Here is an 18,684-nt window from a genome sequence, read left to right as displayed (position 1 = left end):
TCACGCTCGGGCGTGTCGACTGAACGCCGTCACCTGCCTCGAGCGGGCGAAACGTCGGTTGTTCACATTCGGTAGCCGTGTGTCTCATCTAGGACTTTCAAGCGCTCGTTCGGACATTGTTATGCGACCCATGCACTCGGTGTAGGTCACGATTAGCGTACTGTCTCCCGACACGATGAGAAAACAAGACACTCCTGGCAGTTCGGATTCGCTCACGGGAACCCTGGTGTCTCGAACGAACCGGGTTATTGGATCCATTGTCGCATCCTGATCACGAGGGTAGGGTCGCCGACCGCTATTCAGTTACAACAATCTCTTCATACGGTCTGCTGTAACTTTTTACCGGTGAATACCCATACGGGGTCGGTAAGAGACGACAGTAAACCGTATCAGAGCACGAGCAAGAGCATGCTCGTTAACACCACCGTGACCATCAAGACGGTCATCCCGATAGTGGCCCGCAAGGACAGTGTCGAGGGAGATTTCCCGTCACGGGCTTCGAACACATCGCTCTCGAGCACGCTATCGGGTACACGATTCACAACGGCCCCGACAGCGCGTACGGGATTGTTTCCGGCCCAGTAGCACGTCCGTACCAGTCCGACAGCGGCTCGGTCGACGGCAGCGAAGAGTTCGGTAACGCCGAGCATCGACCACCGTCCAAGTCTGTAGCCGACAGGGTTGACGTACGTCGCCGGATCACGGAAATCGAGCTTCGAGAGCGGTTTCCGGATGATCGGGAACGCGATTGCCGAGATACCGAGCAAGAGCGCAGCGTCCTGCAGGTGGCCCATACTGTAGGGGTTGAGCGTCTCGAGCCCCTCCGGGCCGGTGAACTGGGTACCGTCGATGACCGGGAGGAGGTCGGTGAAGATTGGCCAGCCGACGGCTGGCAGCCCGAGGACGACACAGGCGCCACCGACAGAGAGCATGGCGGTCGTCTGTCCGGTTTTGGCATCTCTGACCTCCCGGTCACTTTCCCCGTGGAAGAAGACGTAGAATCCCAGTTTGATGAACGAGAGGAACGTTCCGATGCCGCCGATGAACAACAGCACGAACAGCGGCCAGTGCTCGGTCCCACCGAAGTAACCGGTTGCTGCATCGAACACCATCCCCTTGCTGATAAAGCCGCTGAACCCAGGTACGGCGGTAATCGAGAGCGCGCCGATGAAGAAGGCGAGTGCCGTCAGTGGCATCTCTCGCCAGAGGCCGCCGAGTTTGTACAGGTCGTTCTCTCGCGTTCGATAGATGACGACCCCGACGGCCATGAACAGCAGGCTCTTGTAGAGTACGTTGTTGAAGAGGTGTCCCATCGCGCCGGCAATCCCAATGGCCGATCCGATGCCGATACCGGCGACCATGTACCCCAGCTGGGCCTGAATGTGATAGGAAAGCAGGGCGCGCATATCGTGCTGGAGGAGCGCGAAACCAGCGCCGTAAACGGCCATCAACCCGCCCATGTACGCGAGCCAGATGTGCCCGTCAGGGAACGCACGCAACAGGACGTATGCGCTCGTCTTTGTCGTGAACGCGGCGAGGAACACCGACGCGGCCAGGTGTGGTCGGGGGTAGGTATCCGGCAGCCAGGTGTGAAAGCCGATGAAGGCCACGTTGACGCCGATACCCAGGACGGCAAGCAGAGCGGGAATACCCGTCGCGATACCGCCAGTGATGAACGTCTGCTCGAGGCCCACGCCCTGTCCGTAGAGGAACGTCCCCGCCTGGGCGTAGTGAGCGATGACCCCGAACAGGACGAGGCTGCCACCGATCCCGTGAGCCAGCGCGTAGCGATAGCCCGCGCGGACAGCGTCGCCCCCGAAGTGCCAGACGAGCAGCGTGCTCGTCACGGCCATGATTTCCCACATGAACACGAGGACGAGCCAGTCGCCGGCGAAGACGGCCCCGAGCGCACTGGCGACGTACGCGAGTGCGAACGCAGCCATCCCTCGAGACGCCTCGCTCGAGTACGCGTAGACGACGGCGAAGGTACCGAGGAAGCCGAGTCCGATGGCGACGAATCGGGTGTACTCGTCGACGAGATACGGCTGGACGTCGAATCCGAGGAACGTCATCGCCATGTGCCCGCCTTCGGGGGCAACGTACGCGATGACGGTCACGGTAGCCAGACTCACCGCACCGAGGGCAAAACCGAGGATTCGGGGGATAACCAGTACCAACAGTGCCGTCGCGAAGACCAGTAGTGGCGGATAAATAGCCGTCACCGCATCGACTTCGGTCATAGTACCCCCTCCCCGGTAACCCCGGCAACGATAGTATCAGCCAGCTCGAGGAAGACCGCGTAATCGGGGAGAATCCCGAGGGTAACGGCCCCGGTGACGATGATGGTAATCGGCATCAACATGAGCCAGGTACTTTCGCTAAAGGTGAGTGCGGAGCGTCGTTCCCAACCACCTTGCGGTGCGCCGCCGTGGTGATGGTCGTCGTGGTGACCGTCGTCGTGAATTTCGTGGGGTTCGTTCATCGCACTATCGTGGTGGTCGTTCCCATTGTCTTCGTGCCCAGTTTCATCGTGATTGGCAGCGACAGGAGTTTCGCCGGCAGCCGTCGAACCGCCCGAACCTGGCCCGAACGGCACGTCTGCGTCACTCGGGTTTTCGTCGACTGCGTAGCGGTCTTTCCGGACATCGTCGTCCGGACCGCCGTCGGGGGCCACGTCGTGATCCCGTTCGCCCTCGAGGACGCCGTAGGATTTCCGTTCGCCGCCTGCGGGGAACTCGAACACTGGTTTGGCGTCGTGTCGATCCTCGCTCTCGAAGAACGCGGTGTAGACGACGGGCCAGAGGTACGCGATGTTGAGCACGCCGGAGACGATGAGCGAGGCCGCGAAAATCCACAGCCAGGTCGCCTCGAGGCCGTACACCGCGACCTCAGCACCGCTTGCAGCACCGATGAGCAGATAGAACTTGCTGACGAAGCCGGCGAGCAGCGGGATGCCCGCCATGCTCGCGGCGCCGAGCGTGAACGCCGACATCGTGAGTGGCATTCGTTTGCCGATACCCGCCATCTCGCTAACGTAGTCGGTGTGGGTTTCGACGTGGATCGCACCGGCACAGAAGAACAGCGTGAGTTTCCCGAACGCGTGTGCGGGAATGTGCAGTAAGGCACCGAGAACGCCGATGGGATGCAGCATCGAGAGCCCCAGCACGATGTACGAGAGCTGTGCGGTCGTCGAGTACGCTAACCGTCGTTTGAGGTGGTCCTTTCGCAACGCGATGATGCTCGCCGCCGTCAACGTGAAGGCAGCCAGTATCGCCACTGGAATGTTCAGTGGCACGTCGCCGACCACCGGGACCGAAAGTGGATACGCCGTCGGGAACTCGAGGCCGAACACGTCCAGATAGACGCGGGCAACCCCGAAGGCCCCGGACTTGACGACCGCCACGGCGTGGAGGAGTCCGGACACGGGGGTCGGCGCAACCATCGCGTCTGCGAGCCAGGAGTGTAGCGGCATGACCGCTGCTTTGACACCAAAGCCGGCAATCAGCAGGTAAAACGCGGCCTGAGCGATTGCCGGGTCAGCCGCTGCGGCCTCCGTGAGGAGTTCGATCCCACCAGCCTGGAACTCGAGGGTGGCCGTGTCCGTCCCACTGGCCGAGCTTGTCAGCCAGTAGACGAGGACGGTTCCGGCGAGTAAGAACACCCCGCCGCCGAAGAACGTGTAGGTGAGGTATTTCCGACCGGCAATCCGTGCCTCGCTATCTTCGTTGTGGGCAACGAGCGGGTAGGTCACCAGCGAGAGCAGTTCGTAGAAGATGAAGATGGTGACGAGATTCGAGGCGAAGGCGATGCCGACGGCCGTCGAGAGACTGGCGGCGAACGCGGCGAAAAACCGGGTCTGGGCGTGTTCGTCGAGTCCGCGCATGTAGCCTGCCGCATAAAACGAGGTGAAGATCCAGAGGAAACTCGCGAGCAAGGCAAAGAGCATTCCGAGCGGGTCCGCCCGGAGGGCGAAGTCGACGCCTGCGACGAAATCGAGGCCGGTTGCCTCGGCGAAACTCCATTTATACACGGTGCCGTTCATCACGCCGGGTAACATGCTGGCGACGATGGCGAATTTGGCCAGTGCAGCCAGAACCGACCACCCCTCACGAACGTTCGGGTAGCGATACGACGCGACGATGAAGACCACGGCGATTGCCGAGACGAGTACGGCAGCCAGCGGTCGCAGGTCAGTAACGACGGTTTCAGACATCAGGGAGACACCTCCAGGTCAGCAGATTCGACGAACGGTTCGAGCAACGCGAAGAACGCGTCCCCGGCAAAGCCGAGGAACACCGCGAGCGCCGCGACGAAAATAACGATGGCGAGCATCCCGATCGTGACTCGAGTACCCCTCACCGTTGCGGTTCCCCCATCGGTGACGGCGTGGCCAACTGTCGCGGTGTCTTCGTGGCCAGCCTCGAGCGCTGAGGCAGGAGTAAAGTACATCCGCTCGAGCAGACGGGCGACGTAGGCGAGCGTCAACATGGTGCTGAGGAAGATGACGCCTGCCACGAGCCAGGACTGGGCCTCGATGGCACCCACGGCGATGTACCACTTGCCGATGAAGCCGATCGATGGCGGGATTCCGACCAAGGCGATGAGGAGTACGGCCATCGAACCTGCCACGAACGGGCGCTCGCCGGCGAGACCGGCGTATGCATCGACCGTCCGAGCACCGTAGCCGATCGCGATGATTCCAACGGCGATGAACAGGCCGGCTTTCATCAGCCCGTGGCCGATGAGGTGGATGAGCGCGCCGACAAGTGCCGTCTCGGTGAGCAGACCGTAGGCAGCCACGATCAGACCAAACTGTGAGACCGAAGAGTACGCGAGCATCCGTTTCACGTCGGTCTGAATCACGGCGAGGGTGCTGCCGGCGACGACGCTGACGGCACCCACTGTGACGATTATTTCGCTCGCATAGGGGGTCGAAGCGATGAACTCAGCGCCGAACACGGTGAACAGCAGGCGTGCGAGCGCATACGCCGACACCGTCGAGACCAGGGCCGCAATCAGCGGCGTCACGCCATCAGGGGCGTGCTGATAGGCATCCGGTTGCCAGCTGTGTAGCGGCCACTGGGCCACTTTGATCGCGAAGCCGACGAAGATGAACGCGAACGCCGCTCGAGCGAGCTGGAGATTCTGTCCCTCGAGTGTGGGGACCGTAGCCGCCAGGTCGAGCATATTCAGCGACCCCGTCGCCATGAACAGGAAGCCAACACCGATCAGGTAGATCGACGCGCCGACGGTACCGATAATCAGGTACTTGAGGGCGGCAACGGCCGCTTCCGGACCTCTCCCGCTCGAGATCAGGGCGTAACTGCCGAGGCCGACGATCTCGAGGAAGACGAACATGTTGAACACGTCGCCGGTCATGGTCAGTCCGAGCAGGCCGCCGACGAGCAACAGATAGCCACTGTAAAACGTGTTTCCACGCGGGCCGCCAACGCGGGTGAACGCGAGGACACCGAGTGCCGTTCCGGTGACCAACAAGGCGATCATCGTCGACAGCGTGTCCGCAACGAGTTCGATGCCCATCGGTGCGGTGAAGCCACCGAGTTCATGGATGACGGCGACTTCCTGGTTCGTTCCCGACCCGCCGTAGACGACCGTCGCGAGGTAGACAGTCCCAGCGAACAGGCCAACCGTTGTCGCAAGCGTGACAGACCAGCCGGTCCGATCGTAACGCAGTCCGAGCGCGATAGGCACCGTCGCCAGGAGGATCGGAACCACGACTAGCAACGCCGGCAGCAGTTCGACGCTACTCATCGGCACGCACCTCCCGGAGGGTGTCTTCTCGAAGCGTTCCGTACTCCGAGTAGATACGGACGATCAACGCCAGTCCAACCGCCGTGAGCGCAATCCCGACGACAATCGCGGTCAGAACGATTACGTGTGGCAACGGACTGGCGAGGATCAGGTCGCTCGAGGCAGGGTTTTCGGTGGCTGGAACGACCGGTGATCCACCCGGTTCACCATCAACTTCGACGTAGGCGACGGCGACGAAGAACAGGAAAATCGCCGTCTGGAACAGGTTGACGCCGATCAGTTTCTTTACGAGGTTCTGGCTGGCGATGGTCATGTAGAGACCGACACCTAGCAGAACGAACATCAACAGATACGCATAGCGAGTGGCAAGCAACTCAATCATCGGAAATCACCTCGTCGTCCGAGTCGGTCGAATCCGGTCTGTAGCTCCGTCCCTCGGGAGTGAAGCCTGCGGCCGTCGCGAAAAACAGCGTGATGACCACGCCGGCGACGATGAGGGCGATACCGCCAACCTCGATGGCTTCCATCCCCCACTTGGTGCCGTCTGGAATCCCGAGTTCGGTGTCGAACAGTTCGTACTGGAGGAAGTTGCCACCGAGTGCCATCGTCGCGAGCCCAACGCCGACGAAGATGGCAACGCCGCCGGCAACCAGTGAGACGATGACGCTATTTTTGAGCCACTGGCGCGTCGGTTCGATGCCGAAGGCGAACGCCAACATGAGTATCGTGACGCCGATTATCGCACCACCCTGGAAGCTTCCGCCAGGGGTGTCGGCTCCGTGAAGCGTCATAAACATCCCGTAGGTCAGCGTGAAGGGAGCGATAATCTTCACCGCCGTCAGGATGACCTGGCTCTCGGTATAGGTGTCTTCGTACCCGGTCGTCCGTTTATCGGCCATCAGGCGAACACCTCCCGTTTCAATACGAGTAGGGTTGCGATACCAGCGGCGAAGACGACGACCGCCTCGCCGAAGGTGTCGAACCCTCGATACGCCGCGAGTACGGCGGTCACGGCGTTTTGTACACCCGTGTCACGATAGGTTTGCTCGAGGTAGGCCTGGGTGACCTCGGGGTTCGACCAGACCGGGGCGTTAGGGTCACCGACGGCATACATCTCTGGGAGCAACTGCGTGACCAGAACGATGACGAACGCGGTCACGACGAACAGTGCGGGCACGTTGATCGGCTCGAACAGCCGTTCCGTACTCGGCCTGGTCGTTCGTGCGATCGTCAATAGGAGCAGTATCGTCGTGACGCCGGCCCCGATTGCCGCCTCGGTCATGGCGACGTCAGGAGCGAGCAACAGCGTATACAGAATCGCCATCCCCAGGCTGTAGGCCCCGAAGACGACGATTGCCGAGAGTACGTCGCGGAACAGCGCGGTCGCCACGGCAGTGACGAGAATAAACGCGACGAGCGTATAGGCGACGAGGCTCATCGGGTATCACCCCCGTTGTGGCCGTCTGCTGAATCCTCGAGTGACGATCCGCCATCCGCTTCGAGGTTGGCTCCGGCCTCGTCATCCCCGCTGTCTGCGGTCCAGGGCTGGATGTCCATCTCGGCTGCAGAGCGGGCGATTGCGTGTGCTGCCGTGGGGTTCGTGATGAACACGAAGAACAACAACAGCACGGTGTAGACCGTCGCGTGTTGCCACCCGAGTGCGAGCGCGACGGCGGCGAGAGCGAGTCCCGCGCCGAGCGTGTCGGTCTGAGATGCGGTGTGAGCGCGGGCGTACACGTCCGGCAACCGGAGTACGCCGACTGCGGAGACGAACGTGAAGAAGACACCCAGTGCGAGCAAGACGATAATGGCCCAGAAGCGGACGGTTTCGATCACAGGACCCCACCTCGTTCGACGGTGAACTTCGAGATGGCAACCGCCATGAGGAAGTTAAGCAAGGCGTAAATCAGGGCGATATCGAGGAACCATGGCTGATCGAGCCCCGCGGCGAGGAGTGCCAGAATAACGACCGTGTTCGTCCCCAGTACGTTCACCGCGAGGAGTCGGTCCTGGGTCGTCGGTCCCGCCACCGCCCGATAGAACATCGCGATGGCGATGAGGACGAAAATCGCGGCAGCGAACACAAATATTTCGTTGATGTCGGTCGGGATCACTCTTCAGCACCCCCGTTGAGCACTTCCGTATCGCCGCGTTCTCGAGGCGTCGGGATCCTCGCCGACTCGCGGCCGTGGAACACGAACCTGATGGCACGTTCCAGACCGCCATCGAACAGGTCCTCTCGAGCGTCGTCGATCAACGTATGGACCAGCAGTCGCTGGTCGTTAGCCCGAACGGTGAGCGTGCCGGGCGTGAGGGTGATACTGTTCGCGAGCGCAAGGAGCGGGAGCCCGCTTCGAACGCGGGCGTTCACCTGGGTCATTCGGGGATTGATCGGCATCGATGGCCGCAAGATGACCAGCGAGATGAGGATGTTCGCTTTGATGATCTCGAAGATGAGATAGGGCACGTAGACGACTAATCTGAGGACCCGCATCGGCGATTGCGGAAACGTCGGAGCCGTCGAGAACGTCACGTGTGAAAGGGTGAGGGCGACGATCAAACCGACGGCCGTTCCCGTCACGAGGTCGAACCAGTACGTTGGATCGCCCAGAATAAGATAAAATGCAAACGAGATGCCGAACAGCGAGAGAAAACGGCTCCAGCTCGCCGTACCAGTCAGGCGCTCGTGCTGTGCCGGCCGTTCGACCGGCGCTTCGGTAAACGGCAACGGGCAGCGTGCCAACTCTCGCTCGAGTGGTTGTAAGATCGGTGCAGTTGCACCTGGCTGGTACTCCGGGTCGAGGACGAGTCGGTCGATATCGTGTTCGTCGGCGTACGCCTGGAACGTTCTGGCGTAGTCTTTCGGACCGAACAGGTACTCCCCACCCCCGAGGACAGCCGTTTCACACTCGACTGTCGTCTCGGACCCTTCGGCGTCCTCGTTGATCCAGTTGACCGCTCGCTCGAGTAAGGCGCGCGCTTCCTCGAGAGCTGCCTGTTCTTCTGGCACGTCAGCCTCGTAGGGCACGGCGACGACGAGGTGACACGACAGTGTTTCGGGCGACGACTCGAGCCCGGACTGGACGGCGTAGGCCACTGTTTGGCGGACAGTTGCCGAGCGAGAAAGCGGGATGAGCAGTCGCTCAACCCCCACAGAAGATCCCTCCACTCGGCGGAAATACGTTACTCATGGCTCTGTTGTCTGGTAGTCGACTCATGCGGGAGTCGTAGGAAAACTATTTCGTTATCTTCCGAACACAGGCGTCTGGACCGACGCTTGTTTCGGATTCCGAACGAACATTCATGTACCTATTCAGCACTCCGGTATCACTCGAGGAGATATCCACCGTCACAATATTGATTTAGCTGTCATGCACGCTGGTCTCGGTCCGATTCTTTTAGGTACGTCCACGAACCAGTTCAGCCAATGACTTGCTACTCTCGCCTTCGGCCCCTGGCGTTTCGACTCCCGCCAGAGTTGGCTCATACCCTTGGGAAGCGATTGCTTCGGTTGGGGCAGTCCACCTGGCCGACGCGCAAAGCCCTTCGCTCGGTCTATCAGTACGAAGACCCCGCGCTGGAACTCGAGCGATTTGGCACCCAGTTTCCGAATCCGGTCGGCGTCGCCGCTGGGTTCGACAAAAACGCTGAGTGTACCCACGCACTCGAGGCACTGGGATTCGGCTTCGTCGAAATCGGCACGGTCACGCCGTACTCCCAGACGGGTAACGAAAAGCCCCGATTGTTCCGTCTACAGGAAGACGAAGCGATGATCAATCGCATGGGATTCAACGGGGACGGCATGGAAGCGGTCAAAGAGCGCCTCCTCGCAGACTCTACGCCAGGTGTCCCACTCGGCGTCAACATCGGCAAAATGAACCCCTCGACCGAACGGGAAGCAATCGAGGATTACCGACGTGTCTTTTCTCGACTCAGCCCGTTCGCCGATTACGTCGTCGTGAACGTCTCCTGTCCGAACACGCCCGATACGTTCGACGAGAGTTCGCCCGAACACCTCGAGGCGATTTTCGAAACCATCGAGGCTGAAAACGACCTCGAGGTCCCGATCCTCGTCAAGATCGGCCCCGACTCACCCGACGACTCGATCCTCGAGTTACTCGACATCGTCGAATCACACGGTGTCGACGGACTGATCGCGACGAATACCTCGACCAGTCGAGAAGGACTGCAAGCCCCTGAACGCGACGAATGGGGTGGTATGAGTGGTGCACCCCTCCGCGAGCAGTCGACGCACGTCATCGAGTTGCTAGCTTCGAACACCGACTTGCCGATCATCGGCGTCGGCGGCATCGACTCGGCCGAAACCGCCTACGAGAAGATCAGGGCTGGTGCGTCGCTGGTCCAGTTGTACACCGGTTTCGTCTACAACGGCCCATCGACCGCCCGCGAGATCAACAAAGGGCTGGTCGAACTGCTCGAGCGAGACGGGTTTGCCTCGATTGAGACAGCGATTGGAGCGGATCTCGAGGAGTAAACCGACTTACGATCCGATCAGACGTCGACTCGAGTGCCGAATCCGGACTCGCCGACGACCGAACCGTCCTGATAAACGACCTCGCCTCGAACCACCGTCGTCGTCGCTTTTCCGGTGAAGGTCTCGCCTTCGAACGGTGTCACGCAATTTTTCGAGTGGAGTGTGTGCCGGTCCTCGAGTGTCCACTCGTGTTCGGGGTCGACGATGGTGAAGTCGGCGTCGGTACCGACCTGTAGCGAGCCTTTTTGAGGATACATTCCCCAGACCTGTGCAGGACGGGTGGCGTGGTGATAGACCCACTCCTCGAGCGTCAGTCTCCCCTGGTCGACGAAAGTCAACAGCGCCGGGACCTCGGTCTCGAGGCCGACGAATCCCGAGATTGCGTCCCAGGTGTTGCCGAATGGGTCGTCGACCAGTTTCTCTTCGTCAGTGTGTGGTGCGTGGTCAGTCGCGATACAATCGATCGCGCCCGACTGGAGGGCTGTCCAGAGACGGTCTCGCTGGTCGGCATCGCGAATCGGTGGTTGAATGCGAGCCACATTGCCTTTCTCTCGCAACACGTCCTCGGTAAACCAGAGGTAGTGCGGACAGGTTTCGGCCGTGACGTCGATTCCACGGTCTTTCCCGCGGGCGACGGCTTCCGCACCTGATCCGGAGGAGACGTGATACATATGTACCTTGGCGCCGGTTTCCTCGGCGAAGGTGAGCATCCGTTCGATAGCCTCCCGTTCGGCAATCACTGGCCGCGAGTGGGCAAAATCGATCGGTTCGTTTTTTCCAGCCGCCTTGAACTGGGTCGTGTAATGGTCGACAATTTCGCCGTTTTCTTCGTGGAAACCGAGGCGCTTGCCCGTCCCCTCGATCAGTTCCATCGCCTCGAGAATCTCGCCATCGGTCGGCGGTGGCACATCACCGACGGTCGAGCCGAGGAAGATTTTGTACCCCAGCGCGCCAGCCTCGTCGAGGTCGGGAATCAACGAGAGGTTGTCGCTGGTAACCACCACGTAACTCTGGAAATCGACGTGAGCCGACGCCTCACCACGATCGAATTTCAGTTGCAGGTGTTCGGGTCGGTCGATGATGGGATCCGTGTTTGGCATACCGACTACCGTGGTGACTCCACCTGCAGCGGCCGCTCGCGTTGCTGACTCCCAGTCTTCTTTGTACTCGAGACCGGGTTCGCGATTGTGAATGTGACAATCGACTATTCCCGGAACGATGACGTTCCCCTCGGCGTCGATTTCGCGGTCTGCTGTGGGTAGCTGGTCGCTTTGCCCGACAGCGACGATGGTCTCCCCGTCGATAGCGATGCCTGCGTCCGCGCTTCGGCCGGCCGGTGTGACGACCGTTCCATTGCGGACGACGAGATCAACTGTCATTGTGCACCCTTCCGAAGGACCGATCAAATAGCTTCTGTTGGCTTCTCACCGGCCACCAAAGTGGGAGATCTGACAGCAATGGTGCCATAAGTCTTGCAGTTCGAGGAGCTTCGGTCGGTACGTCCTTCATACTAAACCGCCGCCCCCCAGTTGCCAGCGTCAATGAAACCCGAGAGGAACGTTGGATCGGCCCACGAAGCCGACTCACTCCAGGGAAAACGAATTCTCGTCACCGGCGGCGGTGGTTTTATTGGCAGCCACCTGGTCGACACGCTCGTTTCGGACAACGACGTTCGTGTACTCGACCGGTTTTCGACCGGCACTCGAGACCACGTCCACGAGGACGCAACCCTCATCGAGGGTGATATTCGAGACGAAATTGCGCTCCAGCGAGCGGCTAGAGACGTCGACGTCATCTTTCACCACGCTGCCATCGTGAGCGTCGAACAGAGTATCGACGAGCCACGGGCGAGTCACGCCGTCAACATAGAGGCGACCCACTCGGTGCTCGAACAGGCCAGAATCGAAGACGCGCGAGTCGTGCTGGCCTCGAGTGCGGCCGTCTACGGCCATCCGACGAACGTACCGATTGCTGAAGGAGATTCGTTGCGACCGACGTCACCATACGGCGTCCAGAAACTGGCGCTCGATCAGTACGCTCGTGTCTATCGGGAGTGCTACGACCTCGAGGCCGTCGCACTCAGGTATTTTAACGTCTATGGACCCAGACAGCAAGGCCCCTACAGCGGGGTCATCTCGACTTTTCTCGAGCAGGCACGGTCTGGTGAACCGATTACGATAGAAGGCGACGGTGAGCAAACCCGCGATTTCGTTCACGTCGACGACGTCGTCACGGCAACCGTTCGTGCGGCGAGCATCGATGTCGACGCACCGTCGCTGAACGTTGGGTCGGGGACTGCTACCTCGATTCTCGAGCTGGCGTCGAAGATTTCGGCTGTAACCGGTTCCGACTCCCCGATCGTACACAAACCTCCCCGGCCGGGTGATATCCGCCACAGCGTTGCATCGACGACCCGCTGTAAACGCGAACTCGACTTCGAGGCTCGCATCGACCTCGAGACGGGATTAGAGCGGATGGAGTACAGGCGACGAACCGACGGTGAGTCCGAACAGTCTCCGCCGGCCGGCGATGAGTATACCTCGGCAGGAACTGGCCGGTCAGACGATTGAAACGGTCTGCTGTATCTTTTTCGCGGTGCGGTTGTCCGTGGTCGGGCAAGTTGTCGTAGCCAACAAAACGATTTAGACCGCTCCGGCGATGCCGTCTTGCGATAGCGTATTCAATGACTTTGACTGGCTACTATATGCTTCCTCGAGTAGGAGGTCATTAGTTACTGTCAACGATCACAGAACGCGGGGTATGCTGAACAGCATCATCGTCTTCGTCGTTAGCCTCTTGATCGGCGCACTCGGTATCTACGTCGGCGCTCGAGCCATCGTCGACACGACGGATTACACCTACGCTATCGTCACGGCGTTATTCGGTGCGCTCGTCTGGGGTGTCGTCGGCTTCTTTTTCGGCCGGATACCATTTCTGGGCCCGATACTCGTGTTCCTGGCGTATTTATCGGTGATCAATGCTCGATATCCTGGGGGATGGATTCGGGCGCTCCTCATCACGCTGGTCGCCTGGCTCAGCGTGCTGATCGTGTTGACGCTCCTGGCGGTTGTCGGTGTTACAACGTTCGACGCCGTCGGTGTTCCAACCTGAAACGAGAGCGGAGATGATCACCCTGCCATTCGTGAAGTACCTCGGGGGCAAGTGGTTGAAAAAACCTCGAGTCTTTCGTCATCGAGCCAAACCATCGGTTTCGCGGCCATCGCGAAGCTTTGCGTCGCTCAGTCACGGAAGATCAAGATCAGCCGAACGACCCCGAGGCACTCGCCTTCTGTAGATGCGTGTTTGCCATTGAATCGTTCCAAATGGCGGATATAGATGGGCTTAAAACGGTTTACACACCTAACGCGACGCCCGCTTGCGATAGGGTGTACACTGACTTTCACTGGCTACGATAGCTACTACGATGGCCATTCGAAAGGTGTTAACTCGAGTTGCCGCGACGACCTCTGATAACCAACTGTCGACCGTGAGTTTCCCGCTATTTCCACTTTCACTTTCCGAGTACAACCTGCCTCCCTTATAAAAATGATTTAGGTGCCACGTGTCGTTTGATGCTGACGAACTGTCACTCGAGCACCGTCCACTATTCAGTTTCCATGAATTCCATACAGATTGCCGGTGTATTCCTCCTCGAAACCGCGTGGGTCTGGACCGACGTTACCGGGGTCTTTGCCCTGCCCAGCGAGTTCATTTTACAGACCGATCGTCGATCCCATTTGGCAGCCCTGGTCGGGATTGTAGCCCTGGCCGTGCTGGGTGGTTCGTTGCACGTGAAAAAACGACTCTCACGAGCAAAAAGCGAGACCGGCAGCCACACGGATCAGCAACCCGTCAAGACGGACAGGGAACTGGTTTGTTCACTCATCCGGGATAACGGTGGGCGGATGAAACAGTCTGCTATCGTCGACTCTGTCGACTGGTCGAAAGCGAAAGTGAGCCGTCTCCTGAGCGAACTGGAGAAGGACGGCCAGGTCACGAAATTACGACTCGGGCGTGAGAACCTCGTCTGTATTCGTGGCCACGAACCGCAACTCTCTCGATCCAGTGATTCTTCGACCTCGAGTGAAATGAAGCGGACGGACTGATACGGTTTACCTGGAAAAGATACAACAGACCGTATGATTCGGACTGTCGGTACTGTTCATGACTCGCCGAGCGCTTGCAACCTGTCGGCCATCGACGCTACATTGTGAGTCGTCGTCCAGAGAAACACAGCAACAGCAACCGGACCCGTCGATGGCACTGAAAGCAACGCTCGAGTGACTCTCATCCCAATGAGGCTTTTCGATACTGTTCGGAGGGTGAACGAGCCACTGTACAGTCCAGTATTTCGTTACCGGCCGGAAGGGATTGCCCGCTTTATACTATATTTCGTCTATTCTCCGACGCCTTACAGGCACGAGATACATGAGCACACGGAAACAACTCGTCGTTGCATTCGTCGCGCTGATGGTACTGTGTAGCGGGGTCGCCATGGTGGCGGGGGCCGCAGTAGCATCACCGACGACTGTTTCGGCACAGGACGATTCGAACGACGACGATGAACCGGACGATACAGATACAGACGAGGATGACGATGCGGTCGCAGAGCCGGCCGCAAGTGTCACGTTTAGCGACCAAACCACTGATGGGACAACAGTTGTCGTCGACGAAGTCACCATGGACGAGGGTGGCTTCGTCACGATTCACGACAGTTCGTTGCTCGTTGGGAACGTGATCGAGAGCGTCATCGGCGTCTCCGAATATCTCGAGGCAGGCACCCACGAAAACGTCGAAATCGAACTCGACGAGCCACTCGAGGAGAGTGAGACGTTGATCGCGATGCCGCACCTGGATACCAACGATAACCAGGAATACGACTTCGTCGAAACCGAAGGTGAGGAAGACGGTCCATACGTGGACGAAGACGGCGAACCGGTGACTGACGACGCAGTCGTTACACTCGAGGAAGACGAAGCACCTGAAGAGGACGAGCCTGAAGAGGACGAGCCTGAGGTAGACGAGCCCGAGGAAGAAGAACCCGAAGATGATGAGACGGTCATCATGGAGCCGGATCATGACGCCGTCGAGGACGGTGTCGCAATCGTTCAACCGCAGGCAACCTTCGTCATCATCGAGAATCTAACGATCGAAGAACTGGTCATCGAAAACGCTGAGGTCTACGTACTCGTTATCGGTGACGATGCGGACCTCGACCGTCTCGAGGAAATCCTCGACGGGGAAGTCGATGTCGACGAACCCGAGGAAGACGAGCCTGAGGAAGACGAGCCTGAGGAAGACGAACCTGAGGAAGACGAACCTGAGGAAGACGAGCCTGAGGAAGACGAACCTGAGGAAGACGAACCTGAGGAAGACGAGCCTGAGGAAGACGAACCTGAGGAAGACGAGCCTGAGGAAGACGAACCTGAGGAAGACGAGCCTGAGGAAGACGAACCTGAGGAAGACGAGCCCGAGGAGGACGAACCTGAGGAGGACGAACCTGAAGAGGACGAACCTGAAGAGGACGAGCCTGAAGAGGACGAGCCCGAGGAAGACGAACCCGAGGAGGACGAGCCTGAAGAGGACGTCGAAGAAACGGAGTCGTTCACCGTAGATGACCTCGAGGCACCCGAAAATGCGACTGTTGGCGACGTCATTACGGTGACTGCAACCATCACCAACCCGACTGATGAGGAAGCGACCCAGGACGTTCAGTTCAGACTCGAAGGGAACCTCGTCGAATCACAATCACTCACACTCGGACCTGAGGAAAGTGAAACGGTGACCTTCGAAGTAGATACGGCTGATATCGAGCCAGGTGAGTACGTCCACATGGTTCTGACCGACGAGTTCGGTCAGGTGGCGTTCATCACACTCGAGGCAGCTGAAGACGAAGAAGCTGATGACGACATGGACGAAAACGACAACGGCGAAGCGGACCGACTCGTTCCGATCGGCGCACTGTCACCCCTGTGAACGTCAGCTGATCGGGTGACGTCCTTCGCTATTTCTTTGGCAGAAACGTGGTGGAGGCCACCTATAGTAGCCAGTGAAACGATTTACACACCTACCGCGACGCCCGCTTGCGATAGGGTGTGCACTGACGTTCACTGGCTACTATAGTGGCACGTCGAAAAGAAATTGCAGTCTGAATTGGTATATGGTGCGGGCGCATGCCCATGTCTTCAGACGCGTGTGAAGGTTAATACCATGCCACTCGACGGTGAGTACCCGTCTTCTCCCAAACGTTGCGTCCTGAGCGGCACCGGACGTGCACAGTCGAGTCTACTCGGAGGTGCAGGTTCGGGATCTCCTACAGTGGCCATTGAAAATGACGTCCACACACTCTCACAAGACGGCGCCGTGATAGGTATGTGAACCGTTCCAGTAGCTACGAGAGAACACACCGATTACGTTAACAGTCGATACAAACTACTCGCACCGACCAGCAAGAACAGTAGTACGCTCGAGAGCACCGGATCGATACTGAAGGGGAGAGAGAAGCCCGCGAGCACGATCACGACCAGGCCGAGAACACTGAGGGAGAGATGGGAGAGCATGAGCTGTTTGTCGTTTGTGTGCTCTCCGTCAACGTATTGATACACGGCGTCGAACTGTTCTCCCCGTCGAAGCGTTTTCGCCGACGAATCGTACGAGATGACGTCGTCTTCCTCGAGTTGCGGGAGATGGGTTTGTTGCAGCGAGACGTAGACGCTCTTGTACAGATTGTTCGGTACCGTCTCGCTCTCGTTACTCGAGACGTCTTCCCCAACTTCCTGGGACGCAATCGCCGTGGCCACTGCTGACACGTCAACCTGCCCGGGTTCAGACGCGAGTAGTTGGACGATCGCTCGACGTCGATCGTTCCCGAGAATATGGAAAATTTCGCTTTCGGCCAGCGTATCAGAACGGCGTTGCTGTAGTGACATATCTTAGCAACTCTCTGTCCCACAGCAGCTATCGAACAGTCCACCACCTACCATCGTAACACTCTGATACTCAACTACAGCCCATTTGAAGCTGATGTAAGATGTTCTATGTGCTTGTGGCTGACTTAATCCTGGATGGATAGAATGAAAAGCCAGAATAGCGGATTCGAATCTGGCGTAGCACTCACGAATACTGTGACCAGTGAAACGATTTACACACCTAACGTGACGCCCATTTGCGATAGGGTGTGCACTGACTGTCACTGGCGACTATAGGTTATCAAAATGTAAATCCTGGTACGATTTCAGGACGATGTCTCCGCGACGTCGTTAGCGTGTTGGCAAGTGGCCACCCGATTGCATTTCCCGATACGTCGTACACGATGGGCAACCGTGGACGACATCGCCGTTATCACCAAACACGCGAGCAAACTGCTGGGTGACGTGTGTGCCACAGTTGCGACAGCGTGTTCCCGTCGATTTCGATTCAGTTGGCGTCCAGGTGTGTTTTGGTGAGTTCATGTGTAGAGATATCCATTGGTCACGTGTACTCGAGTGCCGCCGGGTGGCTGGCCCCGAGCAGTATGAAATCGAGGCAGCCAGATCTGAATAAAGGCGAACGTTTGTTCACTCGAGTCTGTCCCGGAAGCGCGTAGTAACATCGCACTTGCAGGTGTTTGGATTCGATTACACCCGGACACTCCGGTGTCTCCGGACGGAAACTTGGAAATTCATCTCACTGAATTCACCTGCTTTTTCTCCAGTTCACGGTATAAGCACCCAATAGGGCGTGACGAAATCAGTAATTACTCGTTCGAAATCGGCGGTTTCTGGGAGTAATGATCAGCATTCCACTCTGTAAGGATGTCCGTTATAAAATACCCATACGGCCTACGAGGCAGGTGACTGGAACATACTGAGGCCAACTCACGGCCGCAGGCTCGTTCCACATACTGCGCCCAACCGTTTCAGAGGGTGATTCAATCCATGTCAACGCACGCAAACAACGTCACAGCAGAATCGACCGTCGATACCATGGCCAAACTCAACGTACTGGGGGACGAATGCGCACGTACCATTCTGATTGCAACCAGTGACGGCCCACAAACAGCCAAAGAGCTTACCGAGATTGCAGACTGTTCCTCAGCAACGGTCTATCGCCGAATCAACAATCTGCTCGAGAGTGAACTACTGGCGGAGTGTATACGGTTCGAGGAAAACGGAACGCATACGACCGCCTACGAGGCAACCGTCGATCACGTCCAGGTTACAATCGGCCAAAACGGTATCGACGTGTCGACCGTTGCTGGTGAATGAGTATCGATACGGTTGTCATTACGCCCAAGGGTGGCCGCCGAGTTGGGGGAGTACGGATCTTTTGCGCACAGCGACAACTGAACGATCGAAGACGCTGGAGAGGCCTCGGAGCGACTTCCGTGATTAATCCGGTCGATCGTTCCGTCAATGGTAGTCAGGTGTAGTGATGTG

Annotated in this window: 18 protein-coding genes and 2 pseudogenes; 8 read left to right on the top strand and 12 right to left on the bottom strand. The window is 58.6% G+C overall.

The features are described from left to right. Nucleotides 1-389: 389 nt before the first annotated feature. The 9 genes from NLK60_RS02960 to NLK60_RS02920 are packed head-to-tail and all read right to left on the bottom strand — an operon-like array spanning nucleotide 390 to nucleotide 8,926. Entirely contained in the window at nucleotides 390-2,240 is a 1,851-nt protein-coding gene (locus tag NLK60_RS02960; RefSeq protein WP_254809410.1) for a Na(+)/H(+) antiporter subunit D, read from the bottom strand. Then, entirely contained in the window at nucleotides 2,237-4,213 is a 1,977-nt protein-coding gene (locus NLK60_RS02955) for a proton-conducting transporter transmembrane domain-containing protein (protein ID WP_254809409.1), read from the bottom strand. The genes NLK60_RS02960 and NLK60_RS02955 overlap by 4 nt, the downstream gene beginning before the upstream one ends. Then, on the bottom strand, nucleotides 4,213-5,772 hold the full coding sequence (locus NLK60_RS02950) for a proton-conducting transporter transmembrane domain-containing protein (protein ID WP_254809408.1): 1,560 nt from the start codon (nucleotides 5,770-5,772) through the stop codon (nucleotides 4,213-4,215). Before NLK60_RS02950 ends, NLK60_RS02955 begins: the two co-directional genes overlap by 1 nt. Continuing rightward, the gene (locus NLK60_RS02945; RefSeq protein WP_254809407.1) at nucleotides 5,765-6,154 is read right to left on the bottom strand and encodes a cation:proton antiporter subunit C; all 390 of its coding nucleotides are present in this window, start codon (nucleotides 6,152-6,154) and stop codon (nucleotides 5,765-5,767) included. The genes NLK60_RS02950 and NLK60_RS02945 overlap by 8 nt, the downstream gene beginning before the upstream one ends. Further along, a complete protein-coding gene (locus NLK60_RS02940) occupies nucleotides 6,147-6,671 on the bottom strand; it encodes an MnhB domain-containing protein (RefSeq protein WP_254809406.1) in 525 nt (174 codons plus the stop codon). The genes NLK60_RS02945 and NLK60_RS02940 overlap by 8 nt, the downstream gene beginning before the upstream one ends. Further along, nucleotides 6,671-7,210 (bottom strand): DUF4040 domain-containing protein, encoded by a 540-nt coding sequence (locus tag NLK60_RS02935; protein WP_254809405.1) that lies wholly within the window; start codon nucleotides 7,208-7,210, stop codon nucleotides 6,671-6,673. The genes NLK60_RS02940 and NLK60_RS02935 overlap by 1 nt, the downstream gene beginning before the upstream one ends. Then, entirely contained in the window at nucleotides 7,207-7,608 is a 402-nt protein-coding gene (gene mnhG, locus NLK60_RS02930) for a monovalent cation/H(+) antiporter subunit G (RefSeq protein ID WP_254809404.1), read from the bottom strand. Before mnhG ends, NLK60_RS02935 begins: the two co-directional genes overlap by 4 nt. Beyond that, the gene (locus NLK60_RS02925; RefSeq protein ID WP_254809403.1) at nucleotides 7,605-7,886 is read right to left on the bottom strand and encodes a cation:proton antiporter; all 282 of its coding nucleotides are present in this window, start codon (nucleotides 7,884-7,886) and stop codon (nucleotides 7,605-7,607) included. Before NLK60_RS02925 ends, mnhG begins: the two co-directional genes overlap by 4 nt. Next, entirely contained in the window at nucleotides 7,883-8,926 is a 1,044-nt protein-coding gene (locus NLK60_RS02920; protein ID WP_254809402.1) for a monovalent cation/H+ antiporter subunit E, read from the bottom strand. The genes NLK60_RS02925 and NLK60_RS02920 overlap by 4 nt, the downstream gene beginning before the upstream one ends. 273 nt (nucleotides 8,927-9,199) lie before the next feature. Here NLK60_RS02920 and NLK60_RS02915 point away from each other — a divergent pair, with 273 nt between their 5' ends. After that, nucleotides 9,200-10,267 carry a quinone-dependent dihydroorotate dehydrogenase gene (locus tag NLK60_RS02915; protein ID WP_254809401.1) on the top strand — a complete coding sequence of 356 codons (1,068 nt, stop codon included), beginning with the start codon at nucleotides 9,200-9,202 and terminating at the stop codon, nucleotides 10,265-10,267. A gap of 17 nt (nucleotides 10,268-10,284) precedes the next feature. Here the strand turns inward: NLK60_RS02915 and allB are convergent, their stop codons facing one another. After that, on the bottom strand, nucleotides 10,285-11,646 hold the full coding sequence (gene allB, locus NLK60_RS02910) for an allantoinase AllB (RefSeq protein WP_254809400.1): 1,362 nt from the start codon (nucleotides 11,644-11,646) through the stop codon (nucleotides 10,285-10,287). A gap of 162 nt (nucleotides 11,647-11,808) precedes the next feature. On the opposite strand from allB, the gene NLK60_RS02905 reads away from it, so the two are divergent. From NLK60_RS02905 to NLK60_RS19640, 6 genes and pseudogenes are all read left to right on the top strand, one after another. After that, nucleotides 11,809-12,837 carry an NAD-dependent epimerase/dehydratase family protein gene (locus NLK60_RS02905; protein ID WP_254809399.1) on the top strand — a complete coding sequence of 343 codons (1,029 nt, stop codon included), beginning with the start codon at nucleotides 11,809-11,811 and terminating at the stop codon, nucleotides 12,835-12,837. Between the two features lie 190 nt (nucleotides 12,838-13,027). Then, entirely contained in the window at nucleotides 13,028-13,378 is a 351-nt protein-coding gene (locus NLK60_RS02900) for a hypothetical protein (RefSeq protein ID WP_254809398.1), read from the top strand. Nucleotides 13,379-13,884: 506 nt separating this feature from the next. Beyond that, on the top strand, nucleotides 13,885-14,373 hold the full coding sequence (locus NLK60_RS02895; RefSeq protein ID WP_254809397.1) for a helix-turn-helix transcriptional regulator: 489 nt from the start codon (nucleotides 13,885-13,887) through the stop codon (nucleotides 14,371-14,373). A 322-nt stretch (nucleotides 14,374-14,695) separates the two neighbouring features. Further along, nucleotides 14,696-15,217: pseudogene (locus NLK60_RS19650) on the top strand (DUF7282 domain-containing protein); the annotation flags it as partial. Between the two features lie 253 nt (nucleotides 15,218-15,470). Further along, nucleotides 15,471-15,881: a pentapeptide repeat-containing protein gene (locus NLK60_RS19645; protein ID WP_425499072.1), complete on the top strand. Its 411-nt coding sequence runs from the start codon at nucleotides 15,471-15,473 to the stop codon at nucleotides 15,879-15,881. Nucleotides 15,882-15,883: 2 nt separating this feature from the next. Then, nucleotides 15,884-16,243: pseudogene (locus NLK60_RS19640) on the top strand (CARDB domain-containing protein); the annotation flags it as partial. Between the two features lie 434 nt (nucleotides 16,244-16,677). On the opposite strand, the gene NLK60_RS02885 reads toward NLK60_RS19640, so the two are convergent. Both NLK60_RS02885 and NLK60_RS02880 read right to left on the bottom strand, forming a co-directional pair. Next, the gene (locus tag NLK60_RS02885; RefSeq protein WP_254809395.1) at nucleotides 16,678-17,196 is read right to left on the bottom strand and encodes a DUF7344 domain-containing protein; all 519 of its coding nucleotides are present in this window, start codon (nucleotides 17,194-17,196) and stop codon (nucleotides 16,678-16,680) included. 330 nt (nucleotides 17,197-17,526) lie between these two features. Continuing rightward, nucleotides 17,527-17,718, bottom strand: a complete 192-nt coding sequence (locus NLK60_RS02880) for a DUF7563 family protein (protein WP_254809394.1) — start codon at nucleotides 17,716-17,718, stop codon at nucleotides 17,527-17,529. A 465-nt stretch (nucleotides 17,719-18,183) separates the two neighbouring features. Here NLK60_RS02880 and NLK60_RS02875 point away from each other — a divergent pair, with 465 nt between their 5' ends. Next, nucleotides 18,184-18,513 (top strand): winged helix-turn-helix domain-containing protein, encoded by a 330-nt coding sequence (locus NLK60_RS02875; protein WP_254809393.1) that lies wholly within the window; start codon nucleotides 18,184-18,186, stop codon nucleotides 18,511-18,513. The last annotated feature ends 171 nt before the right edge of the window (nucleotides 18,514-18,684 follow it).

It is taken from the genome of Natronosalvus amylolyticus (assembly GCF_024298845.1).
GTDB classification, from domain to species: Archaea; Halobacteriota; Halobacteria; order Halobacteriales; family Natrialbaceae; genus Natronosalvus; species Natronosalvus amylolyticus.
Note: the sequence above shows the minus strand (reverse complement) of the source record. Positions and strands in the feature narration are given on the sequence as shown.

Bases quoted from the DNA above. Each gene is read 5' to 3' on its own strand.
- NLK60_RS02960 (WP_254809410.1), bottom strand. From the start codon at position 2,240: ATGACCGAAGTCGATGCGGTGACGGCTATTTATCCGCCACTACTGGTC.
- NLK60_RS02955 (WP_254809409.1), bottom strand. From the start codon at position 4,213: ATGTCTGAAACCGTCGTTACTGACCTGCGACCGCTGGCTGCCGTACTC.
- NLK60_RS02950 (WP_254809408.1), bottom strand. From the start codon at position 5,772: ATGAGTAGCGTCGAACTGCTGCCGGCGTTGCTAGTCGTGGTTCCGATC.
- NLK60_RS02945 (WP_254809407.1), bottom strand. From the start codon at position 6,154: ATGATTGAGTTGCTTGCCACTCGCTATGCGTATCTGTTGATGTTCGTT.
- NLK60_RS02940 (WP_254809406.1), bottom strand. From the start codon at position 6,671: ATGGCCGATAAACGGACGACCGGGTACGAAGACACCTATACCGAGAGC.
- NLK60_RS02935 (WP_254809405.1), bottom strand. From the start codon at position 7,210: ATGAGCCTCGTCGCCTATACGCTCGTCGCGTTTATTCTCGTCACTGCC.
- NLK60_RS02915 (WP_254809401.1), top strand. From the start codon at position 9,200: ATGACTTGCTACTCTCGCCTTCGGCCCCTGGCGTTTCGACTCCCGCCA.
- allB (WP_254809400.1), bottom strand. From the start codon at position 11,646: ATGACAGTTGATCTCGTCGTCCGCAATGGAACGGTCGTCACACCGGCC.
- NLK60_RS02905 (WP_254809399.1), top strand. From the start codon at position 11,809: ATGAAACCCGAGAGGAACGTTGGATCGGCCCACGAAGCCGACTCACTC.
- NLK60_RS02900 (WP_254809398.1), top strand. From the start codon at position 13,028: ATGCTGAACAGCATCATCGTCTTCGTCGTTAGCCTCTTGATCGGCGCA.
- NLK60_RS02895 (WP_254809397.1), top strand. From the start codon at position 13,885: ATGAATTCCATACAGATTGCCGGTGTATTCCTCCTCGAAACCGCGTGG.
- NLK60_RS19645 (WP_425499072.1), top strand. From the start codon at position 15,471: ATGCGGACCTCGACCGTCTCGAGGAAATCCTCGACGGGGAAGTCGATG.
- NLK60_RS02885 (WP_254809395.1), bottom strand. From the start codon at position 17,196: ATGTCACTACAGCAACGCCGTTCTGATACGCTGGCCGAAAGCGAAATT.
- NLK60_RS02880 (WP_254809394.1), bottom strand. From the start codon at position 17,718: ATGAACTCACCAAAACACACCTGGACGCCAACTGAATCGAAATCGACG.
- NLK60_RS02875 (WP_254809393.1), top strand. From the start codon at position 18,184: ATGTCAACGCACGCAAACAACGTCACAGCAGAATCGACCGTCGATACC.